This window comes from Methylobacterium sp. HMF5984, assembly GCF_045033435.1.
Taxonomy (GTDB): domain Bacteria; phylum Pseudomonadota; class Alphaproteobacteria; order Rhizobiales; family Beijerinckiaceae; genus Methylobacterium.
In genome coordinates this window covers 4,845,047-4,860,921 of sequence record NZ_JBJFLN010000001.1, presented here as the reverse complement: position 1 = coordinate 4,860,921, position 15,875 = coordinate 4,845,047, and the positions used below count along the sequence as shown (strand labels likewise).

General features: G+C 62.5%; 21 protein-coding genes and 1 pseudogene. 11 read left to right on the top strand and 11 right to left on the bottom strand.

The window, feature by feature from the left end; genetic code table 11:
- Positions 1–39: 39 nt before the first annotated feature.
- From ACFZ8E_RS23540 to ACFZ8E_RS23515, 6 genes are all read left to right on the top strand, one after another.
- Positions 40–453: a hypothetical protein gene (locus ACFZ8E_RS23540; protein WP_405043956.1), complete on the top strand. Its 414-nt coding sequence runs from the start codon at positions 40–42 to the stop codon at positions 451–453.
- Positions 450–2,687: a hypothetical protein gene (locus tag ACFZ8E_RS23535; protein ID WP_405043955.1), complete on the top strand. Its 2,238-nt coding sequence runs from the start codon at positions 450–452 to the stop codon at positions 2,685–2,687. Before ACFZ8E_RS23540 ends, ACFZ8E_RS23535 begins: the two co-directional genes overlap by 4 nt.
- Complete coding sequence (locus tag ACFZ8E_RS23530; RefSeq protein WP_405043954.1) at positions 2,684–2,938, top strand: hypothetical protein; 255 nt, start codon at positions 2,684–2,686, stop codon at positions 2,936–2,938. Before ACFZ8E_RS23535 ends, ACFZ8E_RS23530 begins: the two co-directional genes overlap by 4 nt.
- Before the next feature lie 785 nt (positions 2,939–3,723).
- Positions 3,724–4,197, top strand: a complete 474-nt coding sequence (locus ACFZ8E_RS23525; RefSeq protein ID WP_405043953.1) for a hypothetical protein — start codon at positions 3,724–3,726, stop codon at positions 4,195–4,197.
- Positions 4,184–4,600, top strand: a complete 417-nt coding sequence (locus ACFZ8E_RS23520; RefSeq protein WP_405043952.1) for a hypothetical protein — start codon at positions 4,184–4,186, stop codon at positions 4,598–4,600. The genes ACFZ8E_RS23525 and ACFZ8E_RS23520 overlap by 14 nt, the downstream gene beginning before the upstream one ends.
- Positions 4,600–5,070: a DUF6941 family protein gene (locus tag ACFZ8E_RS23515; RefSeq protein WP_405043951.1), complete on the top strand. Its 471-nt coding sequence runs from the start codon at positions 4,600–4,602 to the stop codon at positions 5,068–5,070. The genes ACFZ8E_RS23520 and ACFZ8E_RS23515 overlap by 1 nt, the downstream gene beginning before the upstream one ends.
- A 518-nt stretch (positions 5,071–5,588) precedes the next feature.
- Here ACFZ8E_RS23515 and ACFZ8E_RS23510 read toward each other — a convergent pair.
- The 4 genes from ACFZ8E_RS23510 to ACFZ8E_RS23495 all read right to left on the bottom strand — a co-directional run bounded on the left by ACFZ8E_RS23510 (position 5,589) and on the right by ACFZ8E_RS23495 (position 6,786).
- Complete coding sequence (locus ACFZ8E_RS23510) at positions 5,589–5,873, bottom strand: hypothetical protein (RefSeq protein WP_405043950.1); 285 nt, start codon at positions 5,871–5,873, stop codon at positions 5,589–5,591.
- 201 nt (positions 5,874–6,074) lie between these two features.
- A complete protein-coding gene (locus ACFZ8E_RS23505; RefSeq protein ID WP_405043949.1) occupies positions 6,075–6,248 on the bottom strand; it encodes a hypothetical protein in 174 nt (57 codons plus the stop codon).
- 31 nt (positions 6,249–6,279) lie between these two features.
- Positions 6,280–6,537, bottom strand: a complete 258-nt coding sequence (locus ACFZ8E_RS23500; protein ID WP_405043947.1) for a hypothetical protein — start codon at positions 6,535–6,537, stop codon at positions 6,280–6,282.
- Between the two features lie 42 nt (positions 6,538–6,579).
- Positions 6,580–6,786, bottom strand: coding sequence for a hypothetical protein (locus ACFZ8E_RS23495; protein WP_405043946.1), 207 nt, complete (start codon positions 6,784–6,786; stop codon positions 6,580–6,582).
- Positions 6,787–7,165: 379 nt separating this feature from the next.
- On the opposite strand from ACFZ8E_RS23495, the gene ACFZ8E_RS23490 reads away from it, so the two are divergent.
- Entirely contained in the window at positions 7,166–7,717 is a 552-nt protein-coding gene (locus tag ACFZ8E_RS23490) for a MucR family transcriptional regulator (protein WP_405043945.1), read from the top strand.
- 189 nt (positions 7,718–7,906) lie between these two features.
- A pseudogene (locus ACFZ8E_RS23485) lies at positions 7,907–8,870 on the top strand (IS630 family transposase).
- Positions 8,871–8,989: 119 nt separating this feature from the next.
- On the opposite strand, the gene ACFZ8E_RS23480 reads toward ACFZ8E_RS23485, so the two are convergent.
- Together ACFZ8E_RS23480 and ACFZ8E_RS23475 are read right to left on the bottom strand one after the other, a co-directional pair.
- The gene (locus ACFZ8E_RS23480; RefSeq protein WP_405043944.1) at positions 8,990–9,469 is read right to left on the bottom strand and encodes a hypothetical protein; all 480 of its coding nucleotides are present in this window, start codon (positions 9,467–9,469) and stop codon (positions 8,990–8,992) included.
- 213 nt (positions 9,470–9,682) lie between these two features.
- Positions 9,683–9,934: a DUF6894 family protein gene (locus ACFZ8E_RS23475; RefSeq protein ID WP_405043943.1), complete on the bottom strand. Its 252-nt coding sequence runs from the start codon at positions 9,932–9,934 to the stop codon at positions 9,683–9,685.
- Between the two features lie 318 nt (positions 9,935–10,252).
- Between ACFZ8E_RS23475 and ACFZ8E_RS23470 the strand changes: the two genes are divergently transcribed.
- Both ACFZ8E_RS23470 and ACFZ8E_RS23465 read left to right on the top strand, forming a co-directional pair.
- The gene (locus ACFZ8E_RS23470; protein WP_405043942.1) at positions 10,253–10,585 is read left to right on the top strand and encodes a hypothetical protein; all 333 of its coding nucleotides are present in this window, start codon (positions 10,253–10,255) and stop codon (positions 10,583–10,585) included.
- 421 nt (positions 10,586–11,006) lie between these two features.
- Positions 11,007–11,414 carry a MucR family transcriptional regulator gene (locus tag ACFZ8E_RS23465; protein ID WP_405043941.1) on the top strand — a complete coding sequence of 136 codons (408 nt, stop codon included), beginning with the start codon at positions 11,007–11,009 and terminating at the stop codon, positions 11,412–11,414.
- A gap of 73 nt (positions 11,415–11,487) precedes the next feature.
- On the opposite strand, the gene ACFZ8E_RS23460 is transcribed toward ACFZ8E_RS23465, so the two are convergent.
- The 5 genes from ACFZ8E_RS23460 to ACFZ8E_RS23440 all read right to left on the bottom strand — a co-directional run bounded on the left by ACFZ8E_RS23460 (position 11,488) and on the right by ACFZ8E_RS23440 (position 14,112).
- Complete coding sequence (locus ACFZ8E_RS23460) at positions 11,488–11,667, bottom strand: hypothetical protein (RefSeq protein ID WP_243935147.1); 180 nt, start codon at positions 11,665–11,667, stop codon at positions 11,488–11,490.
- Positions 11,664–11,882, bottom strand: a complete 219-nt coding sequence (locus ACFZ8E_RS23455; protein ID WP_405043940.1) for a hypothetical protein — start codon at positions 11,880–11,882, stop codon at positions 11,664–11,666. Before ACFZ8E_RS23455 ends, ACFZ8E_RS23460 begins: the two co-directional genes overlap by 4 nt.
- Positions 11,883–11,956: 74 nt before the next feature.
- Positions 11,957–12,214 carry a hypothetical protein gene (locus ACFZ8E_RS23450; RefSeq protein WP_405043939.1) on the bottom strand — a complete coding sequence of 86 codons (258 nt, stop codon included), beginning with the start codon at positions 12,212–12,214 and terminating at the stop codon, positions 11,957–11,959.
- Between the two features lie 584 nt (positions 12,215–12,798).
- Positions 12,799–13,533 carry a thermonuclease family protein gene (locus ACFZ8E_RS23445; RefSeq protein ID WP_405043937.1) on the bottom strand — a complete coding sequence of 245 codons (735 nt, stop codon included), beginning with the start codon at positions 13,531–13,533 and terminating at the stop codon, positions 12,799–12,801.
- A gap of 258 nt (positions 13,534–13,791) precedes the next feature.
- Entirely contained in the window at positions 13,792–14,112 is a 321-nt protein-coding gene (locus ACFZ8E_RS23440; RefSeq protein WP_405043936.1) for a PsiF family protein, read from the bottom strand.
- 183 nt (positions 14,113–14,295) lie between these two features.
- Here ACFZ8E_RS23440 and ACFZ8E_RS23435 point away from each other — a divergent pair.
- A protein-coding gene (locus tag ACFZ8E_RS23435; protein WP_405041759.1) for an IS3-like element ISMex16 family transposase occupies positions 14,296–15,647 on the top strand; the annotation gives its coding sequence in 2 pieces (ribosomal slippage) (positions 14,296–14,632 and positions 14,632–15,647; 1,353 coding nt in all).
- Positions 15,648–15,875: the final 228 nt, after the last annotated feature.

Below are 15,875 nucleotides of genomic sequence, written 5' to 3'. Positions count from 1 at the left end.
CATACCCTTCGCGCCCAGGCCGGCGTCATCGAGGGGCTCTTGAACCTCGCCGCCGAGGGCCAGGATTTCGAGTGTTCCTTCCGGACCGCGCTGCGGATGATCTCGAACATCGACCAGGACATCCTGCGGGACCACATCGACGACGTCCCGAGCAGCGTTTTGAGCGCGCTCTCCCTGATCAAGGTCAGGTCCGTCGACACCCTTCAGGAATACCCGCCGGCGCGCTTCGTGGCGGGCATCGACGCGGTCGTCGCCGCGGTGAAGCGGTGGCCCGAGCCATCGCAGGCCACCGCCGACAGAGAGGGGGCTGCTACGCTGGCCCTGTTCCACAGGGAGTTCGAGGCCTTCGCCGCTCGACGGTTGAAGAAGGCCCACGAGCGCGGAGCCTACAAGCGCCGAGAGGCGGCAATCGCCACCCTCCGCTTGGTGCCGCGAGGGGATATTTTCGGATGAGCAACACGTCGCGGCCCGAGCCCAACCCATTCGACATCTTCGACCCGCTGCCGGTCTCGCCGCTGGCCAAGGTCGCGCCGGCGGCCTTGTCCATGGTTCCCAGCGGGTTCCAGGCGATGGCTCAACCGCCCGCGAAGGTGCCCAACTATTTCGACCAGTTCGACGAGCCCGCGCCGGCAGGCGGCTCGGCCGAGAACCCTTTCGCGCGCTTCCATCAGCAACCCGCAGCGGCGGCCGGTGGGATGATCGAGGTCGAAGGCCCCGACGGGGCGATTGTCGAGTTCCCGCATGGGACGTCGGACGACGTCATGTCGAAGGCGCTTCAGACCCACTACGGCACTCCGGCCGCCAAGCCGCAGATCGACGCGGCCGGCGGCGGGATCGTTCACGGCCTGGTCAACGCCGTCACCGGATTCCTCGGCGGGCCCGGCACGCTCCAGCAGCTCGAGCGCGGCGCCGCGGGCAACGCGCTCGAGAGCCGCGGCTACCCGGGCGCGGCCTCCGTCGTGCGCGCGGTGCCGGCGCTGCCGAGCGGCGCGGACCTGAACGACATGGTCGGCCGCGTGATGGGCCCGCTGTACCGGAAGCCCGAGACGACGGCCGGGCAGTATGCCGGGTCGATCGCCGAGAACGCGCCGGCCGCGATGCTCGTGCCGGGCAGCCTCATGGCGCGGATCATGGGTGCCGTCGTGCCGGGTGTGACGGCCGAGACCGCGGCGCGCGTGGCGCCGGCGGGGCACGAAGACGCGGCGCGCTTCGCCGGCGGGCTCGCGGGCAACCTCGGCGCCGCGCGCATGAACGCCGGCGACCGGGCCGTCGTCGCGGCGACGCACGGGACGACGCCGGAGCAGCTTCGCGCCGGCCAGCCGGTGCTGGACCAGGGCGCCGGCATCGGTGTGCCGCTGTCCGGCCCGGAGGGTATCCAGCACATCACCGACGGCGCGACCGGCCTCGGCAAGCTCCAGCGCGTCGTCGAGGGCTCGACCGGCGGCGGCCCGACCATGGCGCAGTTCTACGCCGACCGGCCGATGCAGATGCGCACGGCCGCGGATAACGCCTTCGACACCATCGCACCGCAGAGCGCGGCGCCGTCGACGCTCGGCTCGCGCGTGGCGACGGCCGCCGACACGGCGATCAACGATGTGCGTCAGGGCATCAACGCGCAGACCCGGCCGGACTACGCGGCGGCCGAGGCGCACGTGATGCAGCCGCAGGACTTCGACGCGATGCGGACGCCGGCGTTCGACGCCTCGCTTCAGCGCCTGCGCGCCGACCCGGTGCTCGGGCCCGAGCTCGCGCAGCATCCCGACAACAGCGGCCGCGTGATCGATCTCGTGACCAAGGACATGGGCGCGCGCGGCCAGGCGCTGTCGGCCAGCGGCGAGGGTTTCAACCCGCTCGCGGCGGAGCGCTACTCGTCCGGCGCCGCCGACGCGCGCGACATTCTCCGCGATCCGGCGCGCGGCGGCACGCAGGCCTACGACGACGCGCTCACCGCGCAGGCGCAAGCCCGCACGCAGAATCTGGATCCGCTCGAGCAGGGTCCGGTCGGGCAGCTCGCCAAGGTTGGCAACTCCGGCGCGGGCGTCCACAGCGGGTCGCAGGCCGCGCAGCAGACGATCCTGCCGGCAACGACGGAGCGCGGGCAGAACGTCGAGTTGGCCGACGCCACGCGCCGCATCGGCGCGATCGATCCGGAGGCCATCGCGCAGCTGGTCCGGCAGCGCATGGGCAACCAGTACGACGCCAGCGCGACGGATCTCGTCGGCGGCGGAAATCACAGCGGCGGTGCCAAGTTCGCGAAGGACATGGCCGGCACCCCGCAGAAGCAGGCGAACATCGATGCGGTGCTCGGCGCTCTGCCGAACAGCCCGGCCGCGCCGCAGTCGGTCAACACGCTGCTCGACACGCTGCGCGCTACGGGCCGACGGCTGCCGGCGGGGTCGAACACCTCGGCCGACCGCGCCATGCAGGAAGCCTTGTCGGAGCAGAGCACCTTGGGTGAGGCCGTCACGGCTTTGCGGACGCAGGGCCGATCCCTGTTCGCCAACGTCGGCGGCAAGGCGCGGCAGGCGGCTCTTGGCCGACATACCGGCCGCCTTGCGGACCTCTTCACCGCGCCGGACAGCGCCGACCGCATTGCCGACATCGTGCAGCGCGGCGTCGAGCCGGTGTTCGCGAACGCGCTGCTAAGGCAAAGCCTTCAAACTCCGGGAGCTATGGGCCAGCGATGAGGTACACGCTCCATCAGCTCGCCGCCGGCAGCTACGACCTGGCCCTCGACGGCGTAATTGTCGGCGGTGTGGTTCGCGAGACCACAGCAGGAGGTGCGCCTACCGGGTGGTGCGCGGAGCTACTGGAGGATCTCCCAGCTGCGACACGCCCCCGGCCCTTCGATTGCGTCGAGCACCGATTCCCGACCCTGGAAGCGGCGACGGCGTGGCTCGGCGGTGCGCCGATCCTGAGCACGTTCGAGGACGCTTAGACCCAATCAACACGCTGGCTTGGGAGCAGCGCAAGGGCGACGCCATGAAGAACGATGGCTTATACGACCTCGGCAACGCGCTCGCCCAGCCAGAGGCGGCGACGTGAAGTTGGCCTTATGGAGCAAATGCACCAACGATCATGGGCTAATGCTCGGTCCCGGGCCGGTTCTGACGAGGGGCTTCGCCGTGCGTCTCTGTGAAGGCCGAGCGTTCTGGGTCGCCCTTAGATTTTGCCACTCTGCCTCGCATCACCGAAGCCACGACAATGACGATAGCCAAGGTCGCGATCGCCAAGCCGATGATGAGAAATTCGTTTCCTGGCATGCCCGACCTCCTGAACCATAGTTCATGCCAATTAGGGCAATGACACGATAATTCATCCCCTGGGCACGACGCGATGCCGCCAACGAAAAAGGCGCGCCGGGTAAGGGCGCGCCGAAGTCAGGTTCGAAGCTCTAGGGGGAGGAGCCACAAGGGCATAGCACAACCCTTGATTGCATGAAATCGGTATCTGCTACCGGTTCTGGAGGGGGCTTAGTGGCTGCACCTGGGTGCAAAGGCAGAGGCTGCACGCGTTACCCGCCGGGTAACAGGCCGCCTGGGCCGTGCGCTTCCTGACCGACGACGAGTTCCGCGGCGCGAACATTATGCAGCGTCCTCAACCCTTTCGGTTGAGGACGCTTCGTTTGCACTCTGTGACTTTTCTTCACCATCTGAAAAAAACATTCTAGATTGGAGCCAATGGTGCCTTTCTGCACTCCCCCTGGCAACCTTGTTGACTTATATGGCAACGATCAGCGATTTGACGCGGGCTGGAGTGCTTCATCCGGTTGGTGGCAGCAAAGGAACCAAGAAAGGAAAAACTCGGAGATTTTATGCAACGGATGCTGCTCTGGATTGGATAGTCGGCGTGAGTCGTAACAGTCCAAGTTCTCCGGAAGGATATGACGAAACGCCAAAGCTGCAATTATATAATCTATTAAAAGCATATACGTCGGGAGATCCGCTGGTCTTTGATCAAGAGTTTCATCCAATGCGGCCGGGCGACAAAAAAATATGGGAATTGAAAACTATCGAGATGAGAATATTTGGATTTTTCTCTGATGTCGACGAATTTGTTGCCGTTGTAATAGATTATAAGTGGAGGATCAAGCTTTATAGTCTCTCCGAAGGTTATAAAAATGAAGTAGAGACTTTTAGATATCATCTTGGTGTTCCATACGTCAAAGAAAATGGTGTTCACTATGTTCTATCTTGATATTGATCCAAGAGAAGAGACTCAGGCAAACTATATGGCTCTAGTAAGAGCTAAGCTGCAGGCTGCGTATGTTCAGGCTAAGCATATTCGCGGCGAGACATTGCAGAGCATTGCCGACAAACTTGGAGTTAATAAGTCTGTTATTTATCGCCAACTGAGCGGTGAAGCAAATCTGACAGTTAAAACTATTGCAGATTTATCATGGGCTCTCAACAAAGAACCTGTTTTTGATCTTATAGACAGGGGTGCTCGTGAGGTTAAAACCTCAGCAAAGACATCTGAATATAGAGACTTGGCGACTAGAGTTGTGTTTGATGCAGCTACCCGCAGCAAAAAAACCAATGTAAATTCAGCAAAAGACCGCACATCTAGTTTTGAGTCTGGCCTAGAGCAGGTGGCCTAATGTTGGAAGGTTATGTCATATATTGCGATGACATCAGAGTCGAAGACAACGGAAAACTGATGTTGATCGGCGTTTATGGCACCGATTTGATCGCGCAGGGCGAATTTCCCATAACGCTTACTCAAATTCAACTTCTGATACGATTTAGATATACTCTAGAGCATTGCGGAAAATCATTAAATATTAATGTATATCTGCCTGGGGACGACGAAAGTACTCCAAGTTTAGTCCATGGAATAAATACAGCTCAAAAGCCATCCGCATCACAATTAGAAGGTATAAAAAAGGCCTATGCCGATGGCCCTGTATTTGCTAATCTGTCAATTCCACTGGGATTAAGTCATATCCAAGTTGACGAGCTTGGATTTATCAAAGTCACACTCGAGTGCGAGGGTGAGGTAAAAAGGCTAAACAGTCTTAGGATCAATGATACTCCTGCCTTAAATTCTTCTGATGCTCCAAAAGACTAGCATAGCTAAGCCGAATTCCAGATCCGTATCCCTTTACGTTTTCCGAGGGTTACGATCCTTCCTTGAGCATTAGCCCGTGTAAGTGATTGGATCAGACGGTACGCAACCGCTCGATGCAACATCACATCGCGCTCATCCCACCGCTTCGCCCGGATGACAGCCAGCGCGATCTCTCGCGTTGTGAGCGGCTTCCCAGCCTCAGACAGGGCGGCCTTACACAGCCCGAACATCTCGCCGTAGGCGAACATGCGGTTGAGATGGGCGTAGGCCGGAAACCGGGTCTATGTGGTGGGTGATAGGTCATAGAGCGCCAGCACTGCTGTGATGCTCGGCAGGTCGCGCTCTGCCACGGCGAGTTGACGCCGTAGCTCTGCGATGTGCCCTTCGATCTCATCCCGCTTGGCGGTGAGGGTGTGGACAACCTGAGTGATTGCCATCTCAGGCGGCCTTCGCCGTGTGGCGCTGCCAGTAGCCCTTCCACTGCCGTGACACGGGGGGCCTGATGGCGTGTCGAGTAGCTACCCCAGGGTCACAGAACCGTCGGTCTGATTGACCGCTACGACGCGAGGACCGCGGACATCCGGATCGCGCTGTTCCCAGGCCGACAGCGCGGCGTTGGCAGCTTCGACGATCGCACCTGTGGAGCCGATGCCGATTTGCGGGCGGATCGCCTCGACCAGCCGGGTGACGATCGTCTGCTCCTCCAAGGGGTGAGCTGGCATCGTGCCCTGCCGGCAGAACGCTGCGTAGACGTTCTCGGCAATCACCCGGGCGGCGCGGTCAGGATCCGGCGTGTCGCTCATTTCAAACGGCCCTTCGCCTTCGATTGCTCGGCATCTCTAGCTAAGCGTGCCGCCCTCTGCCGAGCTAGGTTCGTCTCAGCCACGTTTGCCGGTGCCTCGTAGGGAGGCATGGGGATGGGCTGGCTCTCCCGCTTAGCGAATAGTGCTTCGGCCTGCTTCCACTCTTTACTCTGATGTTCGGACACCGGTTGTTTCCTCGGATCACCGTTTGAGATTGGCTCGGATTTGCAAGGCCAGAAGCGCAACGGATGCGACGAGCCCCGACACGAAGACCATCATGAGTGCATTGTCGAAGCCGTTCGAAATCAGCACCGTGATCGACACGTAGGCCACCAGGAAGCCACCGATCCCCATCGCAAGCCGTTCAACGTTCACTCCCGTGAGCCCTTCGCCGGCACGTTCTCGATTAGTGCTCCACCGGCTGTTCAACGAACGAGCCGATGCCGTCCTCAGCTACTGCATGCTCGAAAGCCTCGAAGGCATGCTCATCCGTCGCAAAGGCGCCAGTCCAGGCCGTGTGACCGCCTTCGTGGTCGACGACCTCTAGGGTCCACTCATCATCAGTGCCGGCGAACCGGTAGATGTGGACCTGCACCGTGACGCCGTTGCGGGTGACGCTGCCGGCAAGCGGAGAGTCCTCAATCTCTCGATTTGGAATGGCCAAAAGGCACCTCGTTGGAACTGCGTTTCGGGATTGCTCAAGCCCTTATTTGGTCGATTGCTGCCCGCGCCAAGCGAAGCAAGCGGCCGCGATCAGGAATAGCAGCAGGCCCGTCCAGAGACCGCCTTCGGTCGCCTTAGCAACAAACCAATCGCTAAGGGCAGGTGCCGCCGGATCCTGCCACCATCCGATCGCCGCCATCCCTACGAAGAACAACGCGAGCGTGAAGATGATGGCAACGGGGTAGGGCATCGGGTCACGCCCTTAGGGGCTCGTGGACAGGTCATCCAATCGTAGCAGGGGCTTCGCGGCCTCGCTATCGGAAGTCTCTGTCCCGCATAGTGCTGAACGCCAACCTCAACGTGGATCCACCGTTGGCGTCGCAAACCTCGACACTCCAGACCGAGCTCCGCGCCGTGCGTTGCCAAGCATCACACCAGGCGACCTGCTCGGCGTGAGGCCCCATCAGCGCAACCATCAGCAACAGGTTGCTCCGTAAATCGGCAACGAGGTCAAAGTCGTTCGCGTATCTGACTTGTATCAGCATTCGGCAGTGTGTTTCTACCGTATGTGTCTTGACGGGCCGCCGATAGGGGTAGAGCGATAGATCCACTTTAGGAAAGGGATCGTCGTGGACGAACAAGTCGAAGCTCAAGCTAACAACTTCATGGAACTCGCTGCCGACATCGTCGCGGCCTATGTGTCGAACAACAATGTGCCTGTTTCGGAGCTGCCCAAGGTCATCGCCGGCGTGCATGCCTCCTTGTCTGGTCTCAGCAGTGGGGCGGCTGCCGAGCCTGCCGGGCCCGAGAAGCCGACGCCGGCCCAGGTCAAGAAGTCGATCCGCCCTGAGGGTTTGGTCAGCTTCATCGACGGCAAGACCTATCAGACCTTGAAGCGCCACCTGACGGGCAACGGCCTGACGTTTGAAGAATACCGGACGCGCTACGGTCTGCCGGCTGACTACCCATCGACCTCTGCCAACTACTCCGCCAGGCGCTCCGAGCTGGCCCGCTCTCTCGGCCTTGGCCAGCAACGGCGTAAAGCGGCTCCCAAGGCTGCCGCAGCCGACGAGACAGTCTCCGAGGTGCCCAAGACCCGTGGTCGGAAGCCCAAGACCGGAGGGGCGTCCGAGGCAGCTCCGAAGGCACGCGGGCGTAAGAAGGTCGCCGAGACGGCCTGAGGCCCTTAGCGCCCTGTTCCGGCACACTGCGGTACCCGCCGCGGTGACGTACCTCTAACCAACCACCAGCATCTTAGACGCGGGCCAAGTTGCGTATCGGCCTAGAGCCACGTCCGGTTGGATTGAATCAAGGGGGTAGCGGGCGGGTTTCGGATCTGATTCGATGTCGGGCTTTCCGAGGAGATCGGGATGCCGTCAGCCTTATCCGTGGATCTTCGCGAGCGGGTGATCGCGGCGATCGAAGCGGGGTCGTCGCGCCGACAGGCAGCCAAGCGCTTTGGTGTCGGTGCGTCCAGCGCGATCCGCTGGCACGAGCGTTTCCAGAAGGAGGGCGAGATCGCGCCCCTGCCGGCTTGTGGTGAGCGGCCCGCACCCGCCATCGAGGCGCATGCCGAGCTTATCCTTCAGGCCTACCAAGAGCATCCGCAGGCGTTCCTGCGGGAGTTACGCGACACCCTGGCCGAGCGGGGCGTCCGGACGAGCGTCAGCGGGCTGTGGCGGTTCTTCGCCCGGCATCGGGTCACCCGTAAAAGGGGGCTGTCTACGCCACTGAGCAGGAACGAGCGGACGTGAAAGCCGCACGGGAGGCGTGGTTTGCAGGGCAACTCGACCTCGATCCCGACGCCGTGGTGTTCATCGACGAGACCGCTGCGGCCACCAACATGGCCCGGCGCTACGGTCGGTCTCCACGTGGCGAGCGCTGCCGGCTCCTCGTGCCCCAGGGTCACTACAAGACCACCACCGTCACCGCCGCCCTTCGTACCAGCGGCCTCCTCGCCACCACCCTGTTCGATGGCGCCACCAACGGCGAGCGCTTCCGAGCCTACGTCACCGACATCCTCGTCCCGGTGCTGAGACGCGGCGACACCGTCGTCCTCGACAACCTAAACGTCCACAAGGTAGCCGGCGTGCGCGAGGCCATCGAGGCGGTCGGCGCGCGCCTACTCTACCTCCCCGCCTACTCGCCTACTCGCCCGACTTCAACCCGATCGAACAAGCCTTCGCCAAGCTCAAAGCCCTTCTGCGCACAGCCGCCGCGCGCACCGTCCCCGACCTCTGGCAGGCCATCGCAAACGCCTTCGCCGCCTTCAGTCCGAACGAATGCCGAAACTACATCACAGCCGCAGGATACGACGCTTATGACCCGACCTGAACGGCAACAGCTCTAGCTGGTGAGATCCGGAGTTCCCCCGCCGCGTGAGCAGATCGCGGCGGGGCCGAACCGTAGGCTATCGTCACCTAACCACGAAGGCGCTCAGCAAACGTAGATCCTCAGGGCAGCTTCCAAGTCGCCTTGTGAGGCACGATTGTCATCGATCGTGCACCCTCCGGCACCTTCACCGCTTGGAAGGTGTACTCAGCTGATCCAGAGATACCCTGGTACTTTCCCGTTCCGCCGACGAACACGTGCTGTCCGCTCTTTGCGTTCGCCTCGTATGTCGAGAACACTTGGTCGCCGTCCTTGTCGGTATCGATGCAGCTGCCGCGGTTAACTACATCGTTCCCGTTCGCCTCACGCATGCCGACACAGCGCGTTCCCATGTCGTTGAAAGGTGCCTCGCCCTTATCATTGCGAGTGATGCCGGCGCTCTCGTAGATCGAGGAGGTTCTATCATTCATCTTCATGGGCGTAGCAGATATGTTGACGTAATGTGTGGTGTAGGATGCGGTACCCTCCTTCGGAAAATCGGATGCCACCGCACCAGAAGTGGCGCCAATCATTAGGGCAAAAGCTAATCTTGCGCTTGGCATGGGATCCTCCAGCTATGTACCGATCGATTCCCATATCGCTCTGTTTTGATGTCGGTACTTCACCAATACAGAAATCAATGATCATGCATAGCTTGAATAATGTAGCAAGCACAAAAAGGAATTTCGCCCTAAAAATCTAATACCGTTTCGTGGGACTGAGAGCGACGGCTGTGAGCATCACGACCGCCGGCTTCACCGCCATGGTGCTTCCCTTCAACCTTGCCGCGTGCTCCGGTTGGCCAGCACGTCGGTAAACGGCTTCGACATCACATGCCGTCCGGACCCATCGTAGATCTCGACCGTCCACGTCGACCAGTCGCGCTGAGCGCCGCTGAGCATCAGATCCAGGGAGACCCGCTCTGCATGCGCGCGCATCAGCGCCCAGGTCGGTAGCCGCTTGCCCTGGAGATCGGCCACGAGCTCGTGCCCGTCGGTGCAGTGGAAGCGGTAAAGCGGCGTCGGCATTGGCTTTCTACCCCGCCCTCCACACCATCTCACCGCTGCGCGCGTGGCTGTGGTCGCCATGGTTGAACCGTCGTGACGCATGCTGTTTGTTCCCGATCCGTTCTTGCCGGACCAGGAGCCGCGATGCATCCCCCGCCCCTCCAAGCGCCTGTGGAGATTCAGCCGCCATCTCGCCGCGGCGCCCGCTGTCTACGAGCACGCGCGTAGGTGGACACCCTCGGGGACATCGGAGGCGATCGCGTCGTGGTGGAGTGCCTGTCGTGCCGCCGGCGGGGCGTCTACGCGACAGACGGCCTTGTGGCGCGGTTCGGGCCCTCGATGCAGCAGCTCGACGCGCTCCGGCACCTGTCGGGCTCGTGCCGGCATCAGCGCCGCCCCGGGTCGCCGCCCGCCCGCAAATACGAGAACGTGTGCCAGGCCCGGCTCGTGCTGCCGCATCCGCGGAAGCAGATCGTGCCGACGCCGATTCAGCGCGGCCTGAACGTCGAGGCCTGGACGACGTCGGGCTCGATCGAGTGGCACTTGGCGACGGTCTACAACTTCGAGCTCGGCCACCTCGTGCTCGACGCGGCGGCGAAGCTTTACCCGGCGCAGGAGATTACGCTGCGCCAGGCCTGCCGGGTCATTGCGAAGCGCGAGAAGCCAGATTGAGGTTTGCCCCGCTCACGCCAGCCGCGCCAGACTTCCGCCGTAGGCAGCAGCAGGCCCCCCGAGCCGATCGGGTGGGGCTGCAAGCGGGGCGGTTTATACAACCGATAATTGCACGCCTGAAGGTTGAGGCCGGGGCTCGCAAGAGGTGCCTGAACCCCACTTCGATGGGAAAATAGCAGCGTCTCGTCTCTCACGGCGTCCCATTGCAGCCGGGTTGAGCCCGTTAATCAATTCTAAGTAGATCGCACCCATCAACAAACTCGCGCAGAAGTTGTGTTTCGAAATCGCGGGCGCATAATCGTGCGACGGCAGGCCGACCTGCCGCGACCGTTCAGGGTGATCGACGACCGAAAACATCCTGTGCTCGGCGACAGCACGTTTGGACACGCACCGACAAGACAGCATTCGCAGGAGACGAACCGTGCAGACCACGACGGACCCCATCGATCTCGCCGCCAAGATCCTCACGAGCTACGTCGCCCACAACTCTGTGCCCGCTACGGGGCTGCCGGACCTGATCCGCATGGTTCACGGCTCGCTTACGGGGCTGACCACTCCGCCGAAGCCGGTTCTGACGAAGCCAACCAATGCGGAGATTCGCAAGTCGATCTCGCCGGACGCCATCATCAGCTTCGAAGACGGCAAGCCCTACAAGGCGCTGCGCCGACACCTGACGCTGCGCGGACTGTCGGCCGAGGCCTACCGTGCCAAGTGGGGCCTGCCGGTCGACTATCCCTTGGTCTCAGCGAGCTACAGCGCGCGCCGTTCGGTGATCTCCCGCACCATCGGGCAGAACCAGCGCCTGCGCTTTCAGCAAGCGGCGGAGTGACCCGAAGACCTGCTCGACGGCTCCCACCGACACCGCGCCGGTCTGGGCTTGGCCGGCGAGGTGTCGGTCGACTTTACTGGATCGTCTCAGGCGCTGTCACGAGGCCAACGAGACGGGCGAGCGCCATCAGATCGGCGTCGCCAACCTGCTCACCATCCACCAGCCACAAGCCAAGGTCGTCGCCGGTCGGCTGGACGTCCCAGCCCATCGCGCGGAGGACTTCAGCAGCTTCGTGAAAGGGGTCGTCGCTCACGATGCCGCCGGCCGCGCCAGCAAAATCGCGGTTCGCACCATGCCTCGCCGGAAGGTCTCGGACGCGTCGGGCTCGGCGACCGACCTCCGCGACGGCTCGTAATCCTTCACCGCGGCGGCCGGATCCACCGTGTACCCGCTCTCGAACCGGAACAGACTCACCGTCGCGTCACGCATGAACACGTCGGCCGCGGCGTTCACCTCGTCGTCGGTCATGATCTTGGCCTTCAGCAGGTGCTGGTGATCGTGGTGCTCATTGCCACTGGTCCGAGAAGGCCAACAATCTCAGGCTACTTCACGGCTTCCGGGTGCGGCGAAGGCGTACCGCAATAGGCCTTCGGTATCAGCGGGCATCCATCGTGAACCCGGCGATGCGTGAGCGTGCGCTTCACGACTGCAGCGTACGATCCGGCAACCGCAACGCGCCCATGGCAAACCAGACAACGCTTCTCGGCCGTACCGTGCTGTCCAACTGCTTCGATCAGGCTGACCGCAATCCAGGACCCGTCGATCTTCACTTCGCAACGGTTCAGATCGGGCTTAGCCATCCGACTCGTGTGACATGCCGCCTCTCCGTCGGCCAGTGTAGCGCGGCCACGGTCGGAGAAGCGCGTGTTCGCGCGAGCGCCTGCAGAGCGTCACTAGGTCATCTGAAATGGTGCTAGCCGATCGCGAAGGGCTTGTGACCTGGGTCGCGCACCAATCCCAGGCCTGCGTACTCTACGCCGCAAATCCGGCGCGGCGTACGCTTGCGGTTTTATTGGGAGCTGTAATTCTATCTCTGGTTGCATTTGGATCGGAGGAAGGGACGCCTCATGTCGTGCAATTCTGCGGCGCTCAATGAACCGAAGAGTATAGATGTTATGGTGCCGGTGTTAATCGCTGTGATGATGCCGTACTATGCCATATGTATTATTTTTATGATATGTGCATTGCCATTTTTGCTTCTATCGGTTCCAGTCGAATACATATTGAAAGATAGGCCCAGGGAACACGGAAATGCTGTCGTGTCTCTTATGGTGCTATCGATCGCTAGCACAATATTGACTCCGTCAATACTGGCCTATTTCTATCTCATGTAGGTGATATGGCCGTATGTCTTATTAGCGATAATCTCTGCTGTTGCTGACGACTATCCGCGTGATGCGCGCCACCCTGCGGCTTTAGCCTCGTCCTCAGTACAGAACATACGCTCGCCGGACTTTGCGTCGATCCGGGTCCGGTCGTAATCGCGGGAGCCCGGTAGGTGGTAGACCCGCTCGCCCTTCCGGCTGATGTTACCCTTGATCGTGCAGCTGCCGCCCACGGCCGGCTCGACGCGCGATGACGGGGCGGGGATCGGCCCGTCCGGCCCACCGGGTGCCGCGAATCCCATAGACATGCCGCGCTCGCCCCTGCGCCACTCGGACGGGGTCGTGAACGAGCCGGCCCAGATGCCGCGCTTGACCGCTTTCGCGGTCGCCTCGGCCTCGACGTAGTCGGTGGAGTAGCGGCGGTAGGCGATGGCGTGGCCTTGGGCGACCATCCATGCGTTCAGATCCTCGGCCCCCTTCCGGCAGACGGCGACGGTGCGGCCATAGCGGTCGGTGTCGCGAGGCTCGCACGCGATCGGTGCCTCTCCAATGAGATCGGACAGGGCCAGGGCTGCGACCTGCCCGCAGCGGTAATCCTTGCCGGCGGCGTCCTGGCAAATTTGCGCGCTCTCCGGGGCGTCGATGCCGTGGAGACGAATGCGCGTGCCGTGAATGACGACCGTGTCGCCGTCGGTGACGCTGGCGCGCCCGACGATCAGCTCGGCCGCGGTTGCGTTATCTACGGCGGCCGCGGCGAGCGCGAGAGCGATGGCCACCGAACGCACCTGGGACATAGTAGCGGCCTTGCGTGTTGCGGCGTAGCTCGCCGTGACTGTGGCAGTGCCGCGGGTGGCTATGGCACCCGTTCGCTGAGACCATGCCCGGCGTTGCTTCCGCCGGCTGTGGAACCATCGGCCCCACCAGGAAGAGGGCCACGGTGATGGTAAGGCATGGCAGAAAATGGCGAAACACGAGCGTTCTCCGGTGCCGCCGGAGATTGTCTCGCCGCCGGTTAGGTTGTCTAGGTCGCCGAACCACTGCGCGGCGGTCGCTCAGCCCTTCAGGCAGGTGCTCATGAAGCTCCTGCGCTCGGCGCCCTTCAGGCTTTTGGCTGAGGCATCGACGTTGCAGCTCTTCATCTTCGCCTGCTGCGGTGTCAGCTCCTTCGCCGGCGCTGCAGCCTTGCCGGCGAGACAATCGGACATGAAGCCCTTGCGCGCGCTGCCGGCGAGCTTCTGGGAGCCGGCGTCGGCGTTGCAGCTCTTCATCCGGTCTCGCTGAGCACTCTGTGCAGCCGAGGGCATTGGCGATTGGGCGACGGCCGGAACGGCGAGGCTGAGGACGATCGGCAGGACAAGGGCGAGCGGGCGCATTGGCTGGGTGCTCCAGGAGATGTTGTCCGACGGTAGCAGCGACGCGCGAACCCGACGAGCCGATGGGCGATGTGATCCACCGTGACGTTGTCGAAGGCTGTCCGACGTCAGCACCTGTGGGACAGAATGAGGGTCTTCACGAACGGAGGATGGCTGGTTCATCGTAGCCCCTGAGGAGCGAAGATGAAGCAGACATCCGGACCGGCCAAGAAGCCGGCAGAAGCGGTGATCAAGGACATCCGTCGGGCCACACGTCGGCAGTTCTCGTCCGAGGAGAAGATCCGTGTGGTGCTGGAAGGCTTGCGTGGCGAGGACAGCATCGCGGAGTTGTGCCGACGTGAGGGGATTGCCGCCTCGATGTACTACGGCTGGTCCAAGGAGTTCCTGGAGGCTGGCAAGAAGCGCCTGTCCGGTGACACGTCTCGTGCGGCCACCACGGATGAGGTGCGGGATCTCCGTCGCGAAGCGGGGGCGCTGAAGGAGGTCGTAGCTGATCTCGTCCTGGAGAACCGTTTGCTTAAAAAAAGCATGAGCGGGGCTGGGGGCGACGAGGCATGAGGTACCCGGCCCCCGAGAAGCTGGAGATCATCCGGCTGGTCGAGCAATCCCACCTGCCGGTGCGTGCCACCCTGGACAAGCTCGGCATCACGCGCTCGACGTTCTACCGCTGGTACGACGCCTACCAGCGCGGCGGCCCCGAGGCGTTGAATGACCATCCTTCGCAGCCGAGCCGGGTCTGGAACCGTCTACCTGCAGAGATCCGCGAGCAGATCGTTGCCTTGGCTCTGGAGCAGCCTGAACTCAGTCCGCGTGAGCTGGCGGTGCGCTTCACCGACGAGCGGCGCTACTTCGTCTCGGAAGCGACCGTCTACCGGTTGCTCAAGTCTCAGAACCTGATCACCAGCCCGGCCTATATCGTCATCAAGGCCGCCGACGAGTTCCGCGATAAAACCACCGCGCCCAACCAGCTTTGGCAGACGGACTTCACCTACTTGAAGGTCGTTGGCTGGGGCTGGTACTACCTGTCGACGGTCCTGGACGACTTCTCACGCTACATCGTCGCCTGGAAGCTGTGCACGACGATGCAGGCCAGCGACGTCACCGCCACGCTCGACCTGGCGCTGGGTGCGGCTGGGCTCGATCAGGCGCGGGTGATGCCGCGGCCACGCCTGCTCTCCGACAACGGTCCAAGCTACGTCGCCAGCGACCTGGCTGACTGGCTCGGCATTCGGGGCATGACCCACATCCGCGGTGCGCCATGCCATCCGCAAACGCAGGGCAAGATCGAGCGTTGGCATCAGACACTCAAGAACCGCATCCTGCTCGAACACGCGTACTTGCCCGGCGAGTTGGAGACGCAGGTTGCCGACTTCGTCGAACACTACAACCATGCCCGAGCCCATGAGAGCCTGAGCAACCTCACGCCCGCCGACGTCTACTTCGGACGCGGCGAAGGGATCCTGGCCGAGCGGGAACGCATCAAGCGCCAGACCCTGATGGATCGCCGCTTGCGCCACCACGCGCAGGCTGCCTAACCTCTTACCCCAGATGAACCAGAGCCTCCGCTCCTGAACACCGCTGAATGTCCCAAATCATCTGAAGACGGACACTCTGCTCATCCTGGCTACCGCCCCCGTGGCAGCGCAAGGGTACGACGACACTCGGGCCGTCAACGCCCTGCGTGACATGGCCAGAGCAGGAACGCCAGGCTGACGATCTACACCGCCTCCGGCAGGTAGAGGACGACCGTGCGGTTCGACAGG

Excerpts from the sequence above, each read along its gene's own strand:
- ACFZ8E_RS23475 (WP_405043943.1), bottom strand. The coding sequence starts at position 9,934 with ATGCCGACGCCGCTTTACCGCTTCCACTGCACCGACGGGCACGAGCTC.
- ACFZ8E_RS23525 (WP_405043953.1), top strand. The coding sequence starts at position 3,724 with ATGGCAACGATCAGCGATTTGACGCGGGCTGGAGTGCTTCATCCGGTT.
- ACFZ8E_RS23450 (WP_405043939.1), bottom strand. The coding sequence starts at position 12,214 with ATGGCTAAGCCCGATCTGAACCGTTGCGAAGTGAAGATCGACGGGTCC.
- ACFZ8E_RS23495 (WP_405043946.1), bottom strand. The coding sequence starts at position 6,786 with ATGCCCTACCCCGTTGCCATCATCTTCACGCTCGCGTTGTTCTTCGTA.
- ACFZ8E_RS23445 (WP_405043937.1), bottom strand. The coding sequence starts at position 13,533 with ATGTCCCAGGTGCGTTCGGTGGCCATCGCTCTCGCGCTCGCCGCGGCC.
- ACFZ8E_RS23470 (WP_405043942.1), top strand. The coding sequence starts at position 10,253 with ATGCAGCAGCTCGACGCGCTCCGGCACCTGTCGGGCTCGTGCCGGCAT.
- ACFZ8E_RS23520 (WP_405043952.1), top strand. The coding sequence starts at position 4,184 with ATGTTCTATCTTGATATTGATCCAAGAGAAGAGACTCAGGCAAACTAT.
- ACFZ8E_RS23510 (WP_405043950.1), bottom strand. The coding sequence starts at position 5,873 with ATGAGCGACACGCCGGATCCTGACCGCGCCGCCCGGGTGATTGCCGAG.
- ACFZ8E_RS23530 (WP_405043954.1), top strand. The coding sequence starts at position 2,684 with ATGAGGTACACGCTCCATCAGCTCGCCGCCGGCAGCTACGACCTGGCC.
- ACFZ8E_RS23535 (WP_405043955.1), top strand. The coding sequence starts at position 450 with ATGAGCAACACGTCGCGGCCCGAGCCCAACCCATTCGACATCTTCGAC.
- ACFZ8E_RS23480 (WP_405043944.1), bottom strand. The coding sequence starts at position 9,469 with ATGCCAAGCGCAAGATTAGCTTTTGCCCTAATGATTGGCGCCACTTCT.
- ACFZ8E_RS23515 (WP_405043951.1), top strand. The coding sequence starts at position 4,600 with ATGTTGGAAGGTTATGTCATATATTGCGATGACATCAGAGTCGAAGAC.
- ACFZ8E_RS23440 (WP_405043936.1), bottom strand. The coding sequence starts at position 14,112 with ATGCGCCCGCTCGCCCTTGTCCTGCCGATCGTCCTCAGCCTCGCCGTT.
- ACFZ8E_RS23455 (WP_405043940.1), bottom strand. The coding sequence starts at position 11,882 with ATGACCGACGACGAGGTGAACGCCGCGGCCGACGTGTTCATGCGTGAC.